Below are 16,247 nucleotides of genomic sequence, written 5' to 3'. Positions count from 1 at the left end.
TAGCCCGGATGCAATCCGGGACCGCACGCGTGAACCGCCGCGGATTACATCCGGGCTACCACGGCAATAGCAACAACACCGCCCCACTCGGCCTGGCTGGCGGCCTCTGGTATCGTCTGCTCACGCCCACGCAAGGAAGCTCCATGCCGCTCGCCAGCGTTACGCCAACAAACAGTGCCCACGCCCGCGCACCCAGCGATGGAGGCGCCCCATGCTGATGCAATCAGTCGAATCGTTACTGACCGAACTGTGCGCCCTCGACGAACACCCGCGCATCGAGGCCAAACGCGCCAGCCAGGCTGGCAACTCCTTGATGCAAAGCATCTGCGCCTTTGCCAATGAGCCGGGGTTAGGTGGCGGTTATCTGCTGCTGGGGGTGTGCGAGCCGGACGCACAGCACGATACGTTCTGGCTGGAAGGCGTGGCCGATGTCGACAAACTGCTGAACGAGATCCAGGGCAACTGCCGCGAGCAATTCGAAACCGCCATCGCCATACACAGCCAAACGGCGCTGATCGACGGCCAGCGGATTGTGGCCCTGTATGTGCCGGAACTGGATGCCGCCGCCAAGCCGTGCGTATTCAAGGGCAAGTTCGACAGCAAGAACAAACGCAAAACCGGGGTGTGGCGGCGCGGGCTAAATGGCGATTACGAGTGCACGCAACACGAACTGGAGCCGCTGCTACTGGCCAAGTCGGGCATGAGCTTTGAGCAGGTGATCCTGCCGGACGCCGAGTGGGATGACCTCGACAGTGGCGCAATCGCCCTGTATCGGCAATTGCGTGGCCGCGTGCGCCCTCAAGCCGAGGAGTTGCTGGCCAGTGACGAGGAGATGCTGCGCGCGCTCAATCTGGTCAAACAGATCGACGGACGCTGGCGACCAAATGTGGCGGGCTTGTTGTTGCTGGGCAAGCCGCTGGCATTGCGCCGCCTGCTGCCGGCCGTGCGGGTGGACTACGTACGCATTCAGGGCACGCAGTGGGTCGAAGACCCTGAGCAACGCTTCGCCACCACCCAGGATTTTCGCGAGCCGCTGCTGCGCCTGGTCGCCCGCCTGGAGGCGACCATTCTGGACGATATGCCCCGCCACTTCCGTTTGCGCGAAGGCGAAACCCAGCGCTCCGATCAGCCGCTGCTGCCGCAGAAGGTAATCCGCGAGGCGGTGGTCAATGCGCTGATGCACCGCGACTATCAGGTCAACCAGCCGACCCTGGTGGTGCGTTACAGCAATCGCCTGGAAATACGCAATGCCGGCTATTCACTCAAACCCACGGCACTGCTAGGCGAGATGGGTTCGCTGCTGCGCAACCCGGTCATCGCTGCTGTGCTGTATGACCTGGAGTTCGCCGAAACCAAGGGCACCGGCATCCGCACCATGCGCCGCCTGCTGCAAGAACTGGGGCTGACCGCGCCGGTGTTTAGCAGCCATCAGCTGGAAAACCAGTTCACCGCTATCTATTTGCTGCACCAGTTGCTGGGCGAGGCGCAATTGCGCTGGCTGCAGCAGTTCAGCCATCTACAGCTGAGCGCCGATGAGGCCAAGGCGCTGATTCTGGCGGCAGAAACCGGCGCGGTGGACAACGCCGCGCTGCGCGCCATCAGCGACCTCGACACGCTGGCCGCCAGCCAGGTACTGGGCCGCCTGCACCATCAACGTGGCTTGCTGGTAAAAGGTGGCGCGGGGCCGGCGACTTACTACCAACTGGCGGAGTTGCCGGGCCTGCCGTTGTTCCCGGCAGAAAACCCAGATGGCAGCGAGCGCGACGCAAATACGAGTGACCTCAGGGCAAATACGAGTGACCTCGACGCAAATACGAGTGACCTCAGGGCAAATACGAGTGACCTGCCCGAGTCATTGCGCAGTGCGCTTGCGGCGCTTTCGCCCAAAGCGCGCAAGCACACACTCTGGCCGTTGATTCTCTGGCTATGCAGCCTGCGCCCGTACAATGCCGAGCAACTGGCCAGGCACTTGAATCGCCAGGTGGGTGCGCTGAAGACCGGCCATTTGAACCCGCTACGCGAGCAGCAGGGCCTGCTGCACTACCTGTACCCCGAAGTGATCAACCATCCGCAACAGGCCTATGTGACCAGCGCTGCCGGTCGCCTATGGTTGGCCGAACAAGGAATAGTGCTGTGACCACCGCCGTTGCCCACCCCAAGTTCCAAGAAGAATACAGCGCCAAGATCCCCGCGCTGGCGCTGCTGGCCAATCTGGGTTTTACCTACCTGAGTCCCAGCCAGGCGCTGGAGTTACGCGGCAGCAAGGAACGCGTTGTACTGGCCGAGGTTTTGCGCGCCGAGCTGGCCAAGCGACGCTTTTACAGCAATGGCGTGGAGCATGGCCTGAGCGAGGCGGCGCTGAACAAACTGGTGAGCGAGATCAGCCATCCGCCGCTGAACGAGGGTTTGCAGGCGGCCAACCAGCGGCTGTCCGATCAGCTGCTGTACGGGGTGAGCGTTGGCGACTTCGTGGCCAAGGCCAAGGTCAACCCGACCATTGCGCTGATCGACTGGCAAACGCCGAGCAATAACAGCTTCCACCTGAAAGAAGAACTTGGCGTGGGCTGCGCCAGCGGCATTGGCCAGCGCATCCCGGATATTGTGCTGTATGTGAACGGCCTGCCGTTGGTGGTGATTGAGGCCAAACGCCCGGATTCCAATAGCGGCAAGGACCTCATTCAGCAAGGCATTTCGCAGATGCTGCGCAACCAGCGCGCCGATGAAATCCCCCAGTTGTTTGCTTTTAGTCAGTTGCTGCTGGTGGTCGATGGCAGTGGCGGGCGTTATGGCACAGTCGGCACCACGGAGAAATTCTGGGCCGCCTGGCGCGAGGAGGAAATCGGCGAGGTGGCCTTTGCCGAGCTAAAGAATCGCCCACTAGACGCCGCCCAGGAGCAGGCAATATTCGCCCAGCGCCCCGCCGCCAGCCTGGCCTGGTATCGCAGCTGGCTGGCCGCCGGGTTGATCGCCAGCCAGCAGGACAAACTACTCACCAGCCTGTGCCGACCCGATCGGCTGCTGGAGCTGGTGCGTTTTTACACCTACAGCGACACCAAGCACGGCAAGATCGTCGCCCGCTACCAACAGGTGTTCGGCATCCGCGCGCTGATTGCGCGCATCCAGCAGCGCGATGTGCGCGGCGCCCGCCAGGGCCGGGTGATCTGGCACACCACCGGCTCGGGCAAATCGATCACCATGTTGCTGCTTTCCAAGGCACTGATCTTCCACCCGGATTTGCAGAACTGTCGGGTGCTGGTGATCACCGACCGCACCGACCTAGAAGCGCAGCTGAGCAAGACCTTTGCCAGCGCTGGGGTGTTGACCGAGCGCGATCAGCAGGAAGCACTGAGCCAATCCGGCCGGCATCTGGCCCAGCAGATCGGCAAGGGCACGGCGTGGGTGATGTTTAGCCTGATCCAGAAATTCAATTCGGCGGCCAAACTGCCGGAATGCCGCAACGACAGCAGCGATTTCATCGTGCTGGTGGACGAAGGCCATCGCTCGCAAGGCGGCGAAAACCATGTGCAGATGCGTTTGGCGCTGCCCAACGCGGCCTTTGTCGCCTTTACCGGCACGCCGCTGCTGCAGAACGAGAAAACCCAGAACAAGTTCGGCCCCATCGTGCATGCCTACACCATGCAGCGCGCCGTGGAAGACGGCACGGTAACGCCACTGCTGTACGAAGAGCGACGGCTGGAACTGGATGTAAATGATCGCGCCATCGACAGCTGGTTCGAGCGCCACACCCAGGGTTTGAGCGAGGCGCAGCAGGCCGACCTGAAGAAGAAATTCGCCAAGAAGGGCGAGCTATACAAGGCCCTCGGCCGGCTGGAGCTGATCGCCCATGACATCAGTGAGCACTTCGGCAATATCCTCGATGGTTTGAAGGGCCAGGTGGCCTGCGACAGCCGGGTGTCGGCCATTCGCCTGAAGGGCTTTCTCGACGAGATTGGCGAAGTCAGCTCGGCGCTGGTGATGTCCGCCCCGGACAGCCGCGAGGGCAATAGCGACAACGACGAGGACAGCAAGTCGGTGGTACAGGCCTGGTGGGACAAGCACGTCGGCAAGGAGGACGGCACGGTCTACAAACAGCGGATGATCGACGCCTTTGCTCAGGACGACGGGCCGGACCTGCTGATCGTTATCGACCAGTTGCTGACCGGCTTCGACGAGCCGCGCAACGCGGTGCTGTATATCGACAAGAACCTCAAGCAACACAACCTGATCCAGGCCATCGCGCGGGTCAATCGCCTGCACCCGAACAAGAAACACGGCCTGCTGATCGACTATCGCGGCATCCTCGGCGAGCTGGACATCACTATCGCTCAATACCAAGACCTGGCCACGCGCACCCAGGGCGGTTACAGCATCGAGGACCTGGACGGCCTGTACAGCCCGATGAGCACCGAATACAAAAAGCTGCCGAGCCTGCACAAGCAGCTGTGGGCGATATTCGCCGAGGTGAAAAACACCCAGGATATCGAGCAGATGCTCGCCGTGCTGCTACCGCGCCTGCAGGAGCTGGACGGCGCGCAGGTCGATACCCGGCAGAAGGCCCGTGATGACTTCTATGCGCTGCTCAGCGAGTTCGCCGCCTGCCTGGCGATTGCCTTGCAGTCTCAGGCGTTTTTTCAGGACAAGAGCGTTAGCGAGCAGACTCGCCGCGAGTACAAGGAAACGCTCAAACAACTCTCCAACCTGCGCCAGCGCCTCAAGCAGGCCACCGGCGATACCGTGGATTACGACGAGTACGCGGTGCAGGTGAAGAAGCTGATGGACAAGCATGTGCTGGGCATCGGCGTGCGCGAATCCAAGGGTGCTTATGTGGTCGGCGATATGGGCGCGCATAAGCCCGAAGCCTGGAGCGAGGAAAAAACCCGCAACGAGAAGGACATCATCCAGACCCGCCTGACCAAGGAAATCGACCAACTGCTGGACGACCCTTACGCGCAGAAGCGCTTCTCCGAACTGCTGCGTCAGGTGATCGCCGAGGCCGATGCGCTGTTCGATAACCTGCTCAAGCAGTACCTGCTGTTCAAGGAGTTTGGCGAGCAGGTGCAGCAGCGCCAGCTCGACGAGCTGCCCGACGCGGTGCGCGGCAACCCCCATGTTCAGGCGTATTACGGCGCGTTCAAGCTGCTGCTGGATGAGCAACACGTGACGGCTATTGATACACCGCACTGGGTTCAACTTGCAGAGCAGACCGACGCCATTGTCAGCCAGGCGGTACGCGAGTTCTCTATTAACCCGCTGAACATCGAGGCAGCCGTGCGCCAGCAATTGCTGCCGCTGTACTTTATGGCGCTGAAAGCCCTGGGCCTGGGGATGGACCAGGTGCAGGCACTGGTGGAACAGGTGGAACAGGTGGAACAGGTGGTGCAGATCGTCCGCGCCGGCGCGCGTAAAACCTGATGGCCAGCCTGCATTACGGCGGCGAGGCGATTGCCTATCGGGTGCAGCGGCTGCCACGTCCGGCGCGCAAACTGACCATCAAGGTACAGCCCGATGGTCAGGTGTTGGTGCTGGCGCCGGTCGACGCCAGCGCCGAGCAGATCAGCGCCGGGGTAAACAAGCGCGCACGCTGGATCTGGGAGCAGCTGCAGCCCATTCGCGAGCGCTTGCTGCATGTGCGCCCGCGTCAGTACATCAGTGGCGAAACCCACTTTTACCTGGGCAAGCGCTACCCGCTGAGAGTCAGCGAAAGCAGCAGCGCACCGCAACAGGTCAAACTGCTGCGCGGCATGCTGTGCATTAGCGTGCGGCAGAACCGACCGGAGAAAGTGCGCGAATTGTTGTTCACCTGGTACAAGGCGCGTGCCCGCGAACAGTTCAAGCAACGCCTGGATCGCCTAACGCCGCAAGCTCGCTGGCTCACGCAAAGGCCTGCAGTGCGCCTGCTGACCATGCAGACGCAGTGGGGCAGTTGCTCACATTCCGGCACTCTGACGCTCAACCCGCACCTGGTCAAAGCGCCACCCGAATGCATCGACTATGTGCTGCTGCACGAGCTTTGCCACCTGGCCGAACACAATCACTCGGAAGCCTTCTGGCGCTTGCTCGATCAATTGATGCCGGACTGGCAGCCGATCAAGGTGCGCTTGGATGAGATGGTGGAGTTGTATTTGAACGACGTGAGCTGATCGACCCGTTTTGCATCTGCGCGACAGCCAGCTGTAGCCAGGCGACACCAGTGACCCAAGCGGCCACGGACGGCCGGTAAACGGCTTGGCGGTCAGCGAAACGCTATGCTAGCTTGACGCCTCGCCAGGAAGGCCACGCAACGCCTGAGCGCAACCGAAGAATAAGAGGACCACCCATGGCCGAGGCCACGCCCGCGCTGGAAATACGCGACCTGCATAAACGCTACGGCGACCTTGAGGTGCTCAAGGGCATCTCCCTCACCGCTCGCGATGGCGATGTGATTTCCATCCTCGGCTCTTCCGGCTCCGGCAAGTCGACCTTTCTGCGCTGCATCAACCTGCTGGAAAACCCGCACAAGGGACAGATCATCCTCTCGGGCGAAGAGCTCAAGCTCAAGGCCTCGAAGAATGGCGACCTGGTCGCCGCCGACAGCAAACAGATCAATCGCCTGCGCAGCGAGATCGGTTTCGTCTTCCAGAATTTCAATCTGTGGCCGCACATGAGCGTGCTCGACAACATCATCGAGGCACCGCGCCGCGTGTTGGGGCAGAGCAAGGCTGAGGCCATTGAGGTGGCCGAGGCGCTGCTGGCCAAGGTCGGTATCGCCGACAAGCGCCACGTTTATCCGAATCAGCTTTCCGGCGGCCAGCAACAGCGCGCGGCGATTGCCCGCACGTTGGCGATGCAGCCGAAAGTCATCCTGTTCGATGAGCCGACTTCGGCCCTCGACCCGGAGATGGTACAAGAAGTGCTTAATGTGATCCGCGCACTCGCCGAGGAAGGCCGCACCATGTTGCTGGTGACCCACGAAATGGGCTTTGCCCGTCAAGTGTCCAGCGAAGTGGTGTTTCTGCATCAGGGCCTGGTTGAAGAACAGGGCTCCCCGGAGCAGGTGTTTGACAACCCGAACTCGGCGCGCTGCAAACAATTCATGTCCAGCAATCACTAAACACACGGAGCAACTACGCATGCAGAACTACAAGAAAATCCTGCTGGCCGCTGCCGCCACCCTGGCGTTCGGCACCAGCGCCGTCGCTGCTGACAAACTCAAGATGGGCACCGAAGGCGCTTACCCGCCGTTCAACCTGATTGATGCCAGCGGCCAGGTCGGTGGTTTTGACGTGGAAATCGGTCAGGCCCTGTGCGCCAAGATGAAGACCGAGTGCGAAGTGGTCACCTCCGACTGGGACGGCATCATCCCGGCACTGAACGCGAAGAAATTCGACTTCCTGATCGCCTCCATGTCGATCACCGAAGAGCGTAAGGCCGCTGTGGACTTCAGCGAGCCCTACTACACCAACAAGCTGCAGTTCATTGCCCCGAAAGGCGGTGACTTCAAGACTGACAAAGCCAGCCTCAAAGGCAAAGTGATCGGTGCCCAGCGCGCGACCATCGCCGGCACCTGGCTGGAAGACAACCTGGACGGCGTGGTTGATATCAAGCTGTACGACACCCAGGAAAACGCCTACCTCGATCTGTCTTCGGGCCGCCTCGATGGCGTGCTGGCGGACACCTTTGTCAACTGGGAATGGCTGAAGAGCGACGCCGGCAAAAGCTTCGAATTCAAGGGCGACCCGGTATTCGACAACGACAAAATCGGCATTGCCGTGCGTAAGGGCGACGCCCTGCGCGAGAAGCTGAACGCCGCACTGGCCGAGATCGTGGCTGACGGCACCTACAAGAAGATCAACGACAAGTACTTCCCGTTCAGCATCTACTAAGCTGCCGGCACTGCGTCGCCCGCCCGGGCGGCGCAGGCTTCTGAGCCCCTATGAATTTCGACCTCTACGGATTCGGCCCGGCCCTGGCTGCTGGCACCCTGATGACCATCAAGCTGGCGCTCAGCGCGCTGTGCCTGGGTCTGGTGCTCGGTTTGCTCGGCGCGCTCGCCAAGACTTCCCCGTACAAGCCGCTGCAATGGCTTGGCGGTACTTACTCGACCATCGTGCGCGGGATTCCCGAGTTGCTCTGGGTGTTGCTGATCTATTTCGGCACCGTGCAGCTGATGCGTAACCTGGCGGACCTGCTCGGCATCGAAAGCCTTGAGCTAAGCGCCTTTGCCGCCGGCACCATCGCCCTGGGTATCTGCTTCGGCGCGTACGCCACCGAGGTGTTTCGCGGCGCGATCCTGGCCATCCCCAAGGGCCACCGCGAAGCGGGCCTTGCCTTGGGTATGTCCAAGCCACGGATTTTCTGGCGGTTGATCCTGCCGCAAATGTGGCGCATCGCCCTGCCCGGCCTGGGCAATCTGTTTATGATCCTGATGAAGGACACCGCACTGGTGTCGGTGATCGGCCTGGAAGAAATCATGCGCCGCTCGCAAATCGCCGTGACCTCCAGCAAAGAGCCCTTCACCTTTTATATGGTGGCGGCTTTTATCTACCTGGGCCTGACGGTGCTGGCGATGATCGGTATGCACTTCCTTGAAAAACGCTCCAGCCGTGGTTTTGTCAGGAGCGCATCATGAAAAAGTTCTCTGAAATAGCCGCCTGGTCGGTTGCCCTCGCACTGGTCGCCTATGCACTGTGGGGGGGCCTAACTGCCCTCAATTGGGACGTGATCATCAAGTGGCTGCCGCGCCTGTCTGAAGGTGCGCTGCTGACCCTGGAGCTGGTGGCTATCGCGGTTCTCGCCGGGCTGATCCTCGCCCTGCCCATGGGCATCGCCCGCGCCTCGCGGCACTGGTATGTGCGTGCGCTGCCCTACGGCTACATCTTCTTCTTCCGTGGCACGCCGCTGCTGGTGCAGCTGTTTTTGGTCTACTACGGGCTGGCGCAGTTCGATGCAGTGCGCGAAGGTCCGCTCTGGCCCTATCTGCGCTCCCCGTACTGGTGCGCGGTGCTGACCATGACCATGCACACCGCCGCCTATATCGCCGAAATTCTGCGCGGCGCGATTCAGGCCGTGCCACCGGGCGAGATCGAAGCAGCTCGCGCCCTGGGCATGTCGCGGGCCAAGACCATGTTCTATATCGTCCTGCCACGGGCGGCGCGTATCGGCTTACCCGCCTACAGCAACGAAGTGATCCTGATGCTCAAGGCCAGCGCCCTGGCCAGCACCGTAACCCTGCTGGAATTGACCGGCATGGCCCGCACCATCATCGCCCGCACCTACCTGCCGGTGGAGATCTTCTTCGCCGCCGGGATGTTCTACCTGCTGATCGCCTTCCTGCTGGTGCGCGGCTTCAAACTGCTGGAGCGCTGGCTACGTGTCGACGCCTGCCAGGGCCGCTGATTGCCTGAGGGCCCGCGCCCTCAGGTAACTCCATCATGCCAACCACCACTCCCGCCAAAATCCTGCAAGATGCTGCCCTGTTGCAGCGCTTTCAGGCGCTTGACAGCTTTCTTATCGAGCACCAGGCGCTGTGGCGACCACGCCCCTTTGTGCATTACCCGGCATTGCCCTGGGAAGCAGAGCATCCTCAACTGGCAGCCTGGCTCAGGGCGCAAAGCCTGGAGCATGCCGAAGCCGCGCATAACCAGCCGCACCAGCTGCAAGCACCCGCGCCGTTCCCGCAACTGGCCGCTCAGGCTCAAGAGTTAAGCCATATAGGTGAACTGCCACAGTCACCCGCGACAGCTTTACCCGCACGCTTTAGTAGCGATGTACCGGGGCGCAAATGGCAGCAGATCGACGCCTTCGCCCGCAGCCTGAGCTTTAGCCACACACCGCAACACTGGCTGGACTGGTGCGCCGGCAAGGGCCACCTTGGCCGCATGCTCGCACACGGCGGCGGCAGCCTGACCTGCCTGGAATACAACCCGCATCTGGTCAGTAGCGGCCAGCAACTCAGCCAAAAACTCGGCATAACTGCACAGCATATTGAGCAGGATGTTCTGGCTGACGACGCCGTGATGCGGCTGCAAGTGCTGCACACACCGGTTGCCCTGCACGCCTGTGGTGAGTTGCATACGCGCCTGCTGCAGCTCGCCAGCCAGATCGGTTGCCAACAACTGGCCGTGGCACCCTGCTGCTACAACCGCATCAGCACAAAGCACTACGAGCCACTATCAGCAAGCGCTCAGACCTCAACACTGCAACTGTCCATCGACGATCTCGGCCTCCCACTAAGCGAAACCGTCACCGCCGGCACACGGGTACGCCGCCAACGCGATCAGTCCATGGCCCGACGTCTCGCCTTCGATCTGCTGCAGCGCCAGCTGCGTGGCAGCGATGAATACCTGCCAACCCCATCCCTGCCGCCAGCCTGGCTCGATAAGCCGTTCGCCGATTACTGCAAAGACCTCGCCGCACTCAAACAACTGCCCACACCCACGACCCAGGATTGGCAGCAGCTTGAACAAAATGGCTGGCAACGCCTGGCCGAGGTGCGCAATCTAGAACTGCTGCGCAACCTGTTCCGCCGCCCACTGGAGCTCTGGCTGCTGCTCGACCGCGCCCTGTTCCTGCAAGAGCAAGGCTATGACGTACGCCTGGGCACCTTCTGCAGCCACCAACAAAGCCCACGAAACCTACTGCTGCTGGCAGAACGCCAGTAAAAAATACCCACAGCATCTGTGGATAACTCTGTTGACAGAATCTGAGCAAACCACGCAAAAGCACGCCACAGCTGTATATCGCCAATCTGCACATTTTTTAATCTGAAAATATCTCTCATAAAAACATGCGCTTAGCCAATACCGCGAACCAGCTCACAAATCCTGCGCACGTTCGTACCAGATGCCCTGCATATGTGCATAAGCTTTTTGCTGCTGATAACAATGCCTGCACATAACTATGCTCAGGCAGCTTTACTCAGCCAAACGAATGGATATAATGGCGACCCTCAAAGGCCGGTATAGCTCAGCTGGTAGAGCAACTGACTTGTAATCAGTAGGTCCCGGGTTCGATTCCTGGTGCCGGCACCATACAAAGAAAGCCTCGCAGCGATGCGGGGCTTTTTTATGCAAAAAATACCGCACTTGCCCCATCCTACGAGGCTTGCAACACTGCCTTGCAATGCTCACCGAGCATATAAAAAGGAAGGTGTAGGTCCGTGCATATCCTTATCACCGGCGGTGCCGGCTTTATCGGTTCGGCCCTGATTCGTCACCTGCTGAATCACACCGAGCACTGGGTGCTCAACCTCGACAAGCTGACCTATGCCGGCAATCTCGAGTCGCTGGCCAGTGTTGCTGATCATCCTCGCTATCGCTTTGTGCAGGCGGATATTGCCGATAGCGCGGCGGTCAATCAGGCGCTGGCTGAATTTCAGCCGGATGCGATCATGCACCTGGCGGCTGAGTCGCATGTCGACCGCTCCATCGACGGCCCGGCGGCGTTTATTCAGACCAATATCGTCGGCACCTATGCGCTGCTCGAAGCCACGCGCAGCTACTGGATGCAACTGGAGTCCGTGCGCAAGGCGGCGTTTCGCTTTCACCATATTTCCACCGACGAGGTGTATGGTGATCTGCATGGCGTGGACGATCTGTTCACCGAAACCACACCCTATGCGCCCAGCTCGCCCTACTCGGCAAGCAAGGCCGCGTCGGATCACCTGGTTCGCGCCTGGCAGCGCACCTATGGCCTGCCGGTGCTGATCACCAACTGCTCGAACAACTACGGCCCTTATCACTTTCCGGAAAAGCTGATCCCGCTGGTAATACTCAATGCCCTAGATGGCAAGCCACTACCGGTTTACGGCAACGGCCAGCAGGTGCGTGACTGGCTGTATGTAGAAGACCATGCCCGTGCGTTGTTAACGGTGGTGAGCGAAGGTACGGTCGGCGAAACCTACAATATCGGCGGGCACAACGAGCAGAAGAACCTGCATGTGGTGGAAAGTATTTGCGCGTTATTGGACGAGCTGGCCCCGCGTCAGACTGGCTCCTATAAAGAGCAGATCAGCTTCGTCACTGACCGCCCAGGCCATGACCAGCGCTATGCCATCGATGCCAGCAAGATCGAACGCGAGCTGGGCTGGAAGCCTGAGGAAACCTTCGCCAGCGGCCTGCGCAAAACCGTGCTCTGGTACCTGGATAATCTCGACTGGTGCCGCCGCGTGCAGGATGGTAGCTACCAACGCGAACGCCTCGGCGCAGTTTAAGGAGCAGTACCATGAAAGGCATCATTCTCGCCGGTGGCTCTGGCAGCCGCCTGCACCCCATCACCCTGGGCGTATCCAAGCAGCTGCTGCCGATCTATGACAAGCCGATGATCTACTACCCGATCTCGGTGCTGATGCTCGCCGGCGTGCGCGAGATTCTGATCATCTCCACCCCGCAGGATTTGCCGAACTTTCGCAAGATGCTCGGCGATGGCAGTCAGTTTGGTGTGCGCTTCGAGTACAGCGAACAGCCCTCGCCGGACGGCCTGGCCCAGGCCTTTATTCTGGGCGAAGACTTTATCGGCGCAGATTCGGTATGCCTGATCCTCGGCGACAATATCTTCCACGGTCAGCACTTCACCGAAAAACTCCTGCGCGCGGCCGCCGAACCTTCGGGCGCTACGGTTTTCGGTTATTGGGTCAATGATCCGCAGCGCTTTGGCGTGGTCGAGTTCGACGCCCACGGCAAGGCCATATCAATTGAAGAGAAGCCTGCCGTACCCAAGTCCAGCTATGCGGTGACCGGCCTGTATTTTTACGACAACGACGTGATCGAGATCGCCAAGGCGGTCAAGCCCTCGGCGCGCGGCGAGCTGGAAATAACCGACGTCAACAATGCCTACCTGCAACGCGGCGACCTGCGCGTCGAGCGCTTCGGCCGTGGCTTTGCCTGGCTCGATACCGGCACCCACGACAGCCTGCTGGATGCCTCGCAATATGTGCAAACCATCGAGCAGCGCCAGGGCCTGAAAGTCGCCTGCCTGGAAGAAGTCGCCTACCAGCAAGGCTGGATTGATCGTCAACAACTGCTGGCACAGGCCAAAGCTTTCGGCAAAACCGGCTACGGCCAGTACCTGTTCAAGCTGGCGGAGGAGTAAACATGCAGGCTATCAGCACCGACCTACCCGGCGTGCTCATTCTCGAACCCAAAGTATTCGGCGATCAGCGCGGTTTTTTCTTCGAGAGCTTCAATGCCCGCAGCTTCGCCGAGGCCACCGGCCTGCAGCGTGAGTTCGTTCAGGACAACCATTCGCGCTCGCAACGCGGCGTGTTGCGCGGCCTGCATTACCAGGTGCAGCAGGCGCAGGGCAAACTGGTGCGGGTCACCGCTGGCGAAGTCTATGACGTAGCTGTGGACCTACGCCGCAGCTCGCCCACCTTCGGCAAATGGATGGGAATCCGATTGTCCGCCGAGAACAATCGGCAACTGTGGGTACCAGAGGGTTTTGCCCATGGCTTTGTAGTACTCAGCGAGTTCGCCGAATTTCTCTACAAAACCACCGACTACTACGCGCCGGAACATGAGCGCTGCATCCGCTGGGATGACCCGACCCTGGCCATCGACTGGCCGCTGGATGGCCCGCCGCAGTTATCAGCCAAGGATCAGGCCGGGCTCAGCTTCACCGATGCACAGGTTTTCCCATGAAGATCCTCCTGCTCGGTCAGCACGGCCAAGTCAGCCAGGAACTGCAGCGCGTCCTGCACGGCGCAGATGACTTGACCGTGCTGGGCCGCGAACAGCTTGACCTGGCCCAGCCCGCACTGATTCGCCAGCACGTCCAGCGCCTGCGTCCCGAGCTGATCATCAATGCCGCCGCGCACACTGCAGTGGATCAGGCCGAGAGCGAACCAGAGCTGGCCTTCGCGATCAACGCCACCGCGCCCGGCATCCTCGCCGAGCTAGCAGCCGAGCTGGGCGCACCGCTGATCCACTACTCCACCGATTATGTGTTCGATGGCAGCCAGGCCGAGCCGTACCGCGAGAGTGATACAACAAACCCCCTGAGTGTTTATGGCCGCAGCAAGCTGGTTGGCGAGCAGGCGATTCAGGCCGTGGGCGGTATGCACCTGATTCTGCGCACCAGCTGGGTCTATTCGCAGCATGGCAAAAACTTTCTGCTGACCATGCAACGCCTGCTGCAGGAACGCGAAAGCCTTTCCGTGGTGGACGATCAGATCGGCGCGCCGACCTGGGCCGGCACTATTGCGCAGGCAACGGCGCAACTGATCAATCAGTGGCGCAGCGGCCATCCCGGCCCATGGGGCCTGTATCACCTGACCGCACAGGGTGAAACCAGCTGGTTCGGTTTCGCCAGCGCGATTGCCGCGCACCTGCACAGCCAGGGCAAACGCGTGGCGACGCTGCACCCCATTCCCAGCAGCGCCTACCCAACCCCGGCGCAGCGCCCGCTTAATTCACACCTGGACTGCAGCCGCCTGCAGCAGGACTGGCACGTTCAGCTGCCGGATTGGCAAACTGCGCTGGAGCAGTGCCTGTGCAGCTAAGCCCTAAAGCGCTGAATTTGCTGCTGCAAACCGCTGGCCAGCTGCGCCAGATCGCGGCTGGCAACCGAACTCTGTTCGGCACTGCTGACCACTTCACTAATGCTGTCGTTAAGGCTGCTGATGTTCTGGCTGATTTCATTGGCCACCGCCGTCTGCTCCTCGGTGGCGGCAGAAATCTGCACATTGCCGTCGGCGATACCCTCAATCGCATGAGCGATATGGTTAAGCACTTCGCCCGCCTCACGGGCATGGCTGACGCTGTTCTGCGCCTGCTCGCGCGATAGCTGCATGGCGCTTACCGCACTGCGTGCGCCGCCTTGCAAAGCATCGATCATGCTGCGAATCGACTCGGTGGCTTTCTGCGTATTGCTGGCCAGGCTGCGCACCTCATCGGCCACCACGGCAAAGCCGCGCCCTGCTTCACCGGCGCGCGCCGCCTCGATGGCCGCGTTGAGTGCGAGCAGGTTGGTCTGCTCGGCAATGCTCTGAATCACTCCGAGCACTTTGCTGATCTCATCGCTCTGGCTGTGCAGGGTGTCGATCACTTCGCCGGCTTTTTCCACCGACGTCGATAGCCCTTGAATCGATGTGAGATTGGACTGCACTAATTCGCTGCCCTGGCGTGCTTCTTTATTAGCGTCCGCTGCATTACTGGCGGTGGACTGCGCATTGCGCGCGACTTCCTGCACCGCCACGCTCATCTGGTGCACGGCAGTGGCCACCATGCTGGTCTGATCGCCCTGGGTCGTCGCGGCCTGGCTGACTTGGGCACTGATCGCGCTCATTTCCTCGGACGCCGCCGCCAGCTGAGTGGCGGTGTCAGTAAGATGACGAATCAGCGTCTGCTGGTGCTCAAGCATGGTATTGAAGGCGCGCGCGGTATCGGAGACCTCATCGCGGCCGCTGACATCGGCGCGCAGGGTCAAGTTGGACGATTGCTGCACTTCGCTAATCAGGCTGCGCAAACCGGACAGCGGACGAATAATCGACAGGCTGATCAACAGCGCGGCCACCAGTACCAGCACCAGCGCCACTACGCCGATCAGCACAAATGTATTGCGGATCGACTGATACTGCACGGCGGTCTCGACGCTCAGCTGCTCGCCCTCGCTTAACAGCAGGTTGATCAGGCCTTCCAGCTCGCCACCTAAGGGGTCAAACGTGTCATACAGAGCGCGGTTGAACGGGCCGGCCTCAGCCGCCAACAACTGGCCATTACCTATCTGTCCCATGTATTGGTCAGCCAACTGCTGCACCCGCTGCAGATGCGGCTTGGTGCGTTCGACTCGACTGCTTTCGTCCCTGGTCAGATGAGTGGCGATGTATTCGGCCCAAGCCTTGTCACCACGGCTGCGCGCGTCACTGAATGCCTTGCGCAACGAGGCCTCATCGAATATCCCGGCGCGGTATTTATGCAGTGCATCGACCATCGCCACCGCGTAGGCATCGGAGACCACCTTGATTTGGCTAATCGGCCGCATGCGGTCGTTAAACAACTCGCCAAAGCTGTCGTTAAGCTTACTGGCGTTGGACAGCGCCATGCCGATAACCACAACCAGCACCAGCAGCGGCACCACCGCCAACAGCAGCAGCCTCGCCCTTACCGTCAATTGAGCCAACATGGGAACCTCCGGGATAAAGCGCAGACGTCCCTGCAGGGCGCAACCAAGGCGGCACCATTGCTCCAGGGCGATGCCGAACAACTGGAGTATTGACCCATATCGGCAAGCTTGCCCACTTATTGCATAACCGCCACTCTCCACTGATCACC

General features: G+C 60.7%; 13 protein-coding genes and 1 tRNA gene. 13 read left to right on the top strand and 1 reads right to left on the bottom strand.

Features of this window, described 5'->3' with window-relative positions; all coding sequences use genetic code 11:
• Nucleotides 1–211: 211 nt before the first annotated feature.
• The 13 genes from AC0T4W_RS23265 to rfbD all read left to right on the top strand — a co-directional run bounded on the left by AC0T4W_RS23265 (nucleotide 212) and on the right by rfbD (nucleotide 14,476).
• Nucleotides 212–2,137, top strand: coding sequence for an ATP-binding protein (locus AC0T4W_RS23265; RefSeq protein ID WP_476323369.1), 1,926 nt, complete (start codon nucleotides 212–214; stop codon nucleotides 2,135–2,137).
• Nucleotides 2,134–5,412: a type I restriction endonuclease subunit R gene (locus AC0T4W_RS23260; RefSeq protein ID WP_476323366.1), complete on the top strand. Its 3,279-nt coding sequence runs from the start codon at nucleotides 2,134–2,136 to the stop codon at nucleotides 5,410–5,412. The genes AC0T4W_RS23265 and AC0T4W_RS23260 overlap by 4 nt, the downstream gene beginning before the upstream one ends.
• Entirely contained in the window at nucleotides 5,412–6,140 is a 729-nt protein-coding gene (locus tag AC0T4W_RS23255) for a M48 family metallopeptidase (protein WP_476323363.1), read from the top strand. Before AC0T4W_RS23260 ends, AC0T4W_RS23255 begins: the two co-directional genes overlap by 1 nt.
• 176 nt (nucleotides 6,141–6,316) lie before the next feature.
• Nucleotides 6,317–7,090 (top strand): ABC transporter ATP-binding protein, encoded by a 774-nt coding sequence (locus AC0T4W_RS23250; protein ID WP_476323360.1) that lies wholly within the window; start codon nucleotides 6,317–6,319, stop codon nucleotides 7,088–7,090.
• A gap of 19 nt (nucleotides 7,091–7,109) precedes the next feature.
• Nucleotides 7,110–7,862: an ABC transporter substrate-binding protein gene (locus AC0T4W_RS23245; RefSeq protein WP_476323357.1), complete on the top strand. Its 753-nt coding sequence runs from the start codon at nucleotides 7,110–7,112 to the stop codon at nucleotides 7,860–7,862.
• Nucleotides 7,863–7,912: 50 nt separating this feature from the next.
• On the top strand, nucleotides 7,913–8,608 hold the full coding sequence (locus AC0T4W_RS23240; protein WP_476323354.1) for an ABC transporter permease: 696 nt from the start codon (nucleotides 7,913–7,915) through the stop codon (nucleotides 8,606–8,608).
• A complete protein-coding gene (locus AC0T4W_RS23235; protein ID WP_476323351.1) occupies nucleotides 8,605–9,375 on the top strand; it encodes an ABC transporter permease in 771 nt (256 codons plus the stop codon). Before AC0T4W_RS23240 ends, AC0T4W_RS23235 begins: the two co-directional genes overlap by 4 nt.
• Before the next feature lie 35 nt (nucleotides 9,376–9,410).
• The gene (locus AC0T4W_RS23230; protein ID WP_476323348.1) at nucleotides 9,411–10,640 is read left to right on the top strand and encodes a methyltransferase; all 1,230 of its coding nucleotides are present in this window, start codon (nucleotides 9,411–9,413) and stop codon (nucleotides 10,638–10,640) included.
• A gap of 293 nt (nucleotides 10,641–10,933) precedes the next feature.
• Nucleotides 10,934–11,009 (top strand) — tRNA-Thr (locus AC0T4W_RS23225).
• Nucleotides 11,010–11,137: 128 nt separating this feature from the next.
• A complete protein-coding gene (gene rfbB, locus AC0T4W_RS23220) occupies nucleotides 11,138–12,190 on the top strand; it encodes a dTDP-glucose 4,6-dehydratase (RefSeq protein WP_476323345.1) in 1,053 nt (350 codons plus the stop codon).
• 11 nt (nucleotides 12,191–12,201) lie between these two features.
• The gene (rfbA, locus tag AC0T4W_RS23215; RefSeq protein WP_476323342.1) at nucleotides 12,202–13,068 is read left to right on the top strand and encodes a glucose-1-phosphate thymidylyltransferase RfbA; all 867 of its coding nucleotides are present in this window, start codon (nucleotides 12,202–12,204) and stop codon (nucleotides 13,066–13,068) included.
• 2 nt (nucleotides 13,069–13,070) lie between these two features.
• The gene (gene rfbC / locus AC0T4W_RS23210) at nucleotides 13,071–13,616 is read left to right on the top strand and encodes a dTDP-4-dehydrorhamnose 3,5-epimerase (protein ID WP_476323339.1); all 546 of its coding nucleotides are present in this window, start codon (nucleotides 13,071–13,073) and stop codon (nucleotides 13,614–13,616) included.
• Nucleotides 13,613–14,476: a dTDP-4-dehydrorhamnose reductase gene (rfbD, locus tag AC0T4W_RS23205; RefSeq protein WP_476323336.1), complete on the top strand. Its 864-nt coding sequence runs from the start codon at nucleotides 13,613–13,615 to the stop codon at nucleotides 14,474–14,476. The genes rfbC and rfbD overlap by 4 nt, the downstream gene beginning before the upstream one ends.
• Here the strand turns inward: rfbD and AC0T4W_RS23200 are convergent.
• Nucleotides 14,473–16,098, bottom strand: a complete 1,626-nt coding sequence (locus AC0T4W_RS23200) for a methyl-accepting chemotaxis protein (RefSeq protein ID WP_476323333.1) — start codon at nucleotides 16,096–16,098, stop codon at nucleotides 14,473–14,475. The two genes, rfbD and AC0T4W_RS23200, sit on opposite strands and share 4 nt — an antisense overlap.
• Nucleotides 16,099–16,247: the final 149 nt, after the last annotated feature.

It is taken from the genome of Pseudomonas sp. C7.1, assembly GCF_056312395.1.
Note: the sequence above shows the minus strand (reverse complement) of the source record. Positions and strands in the feature narration are given on the sequence as shown.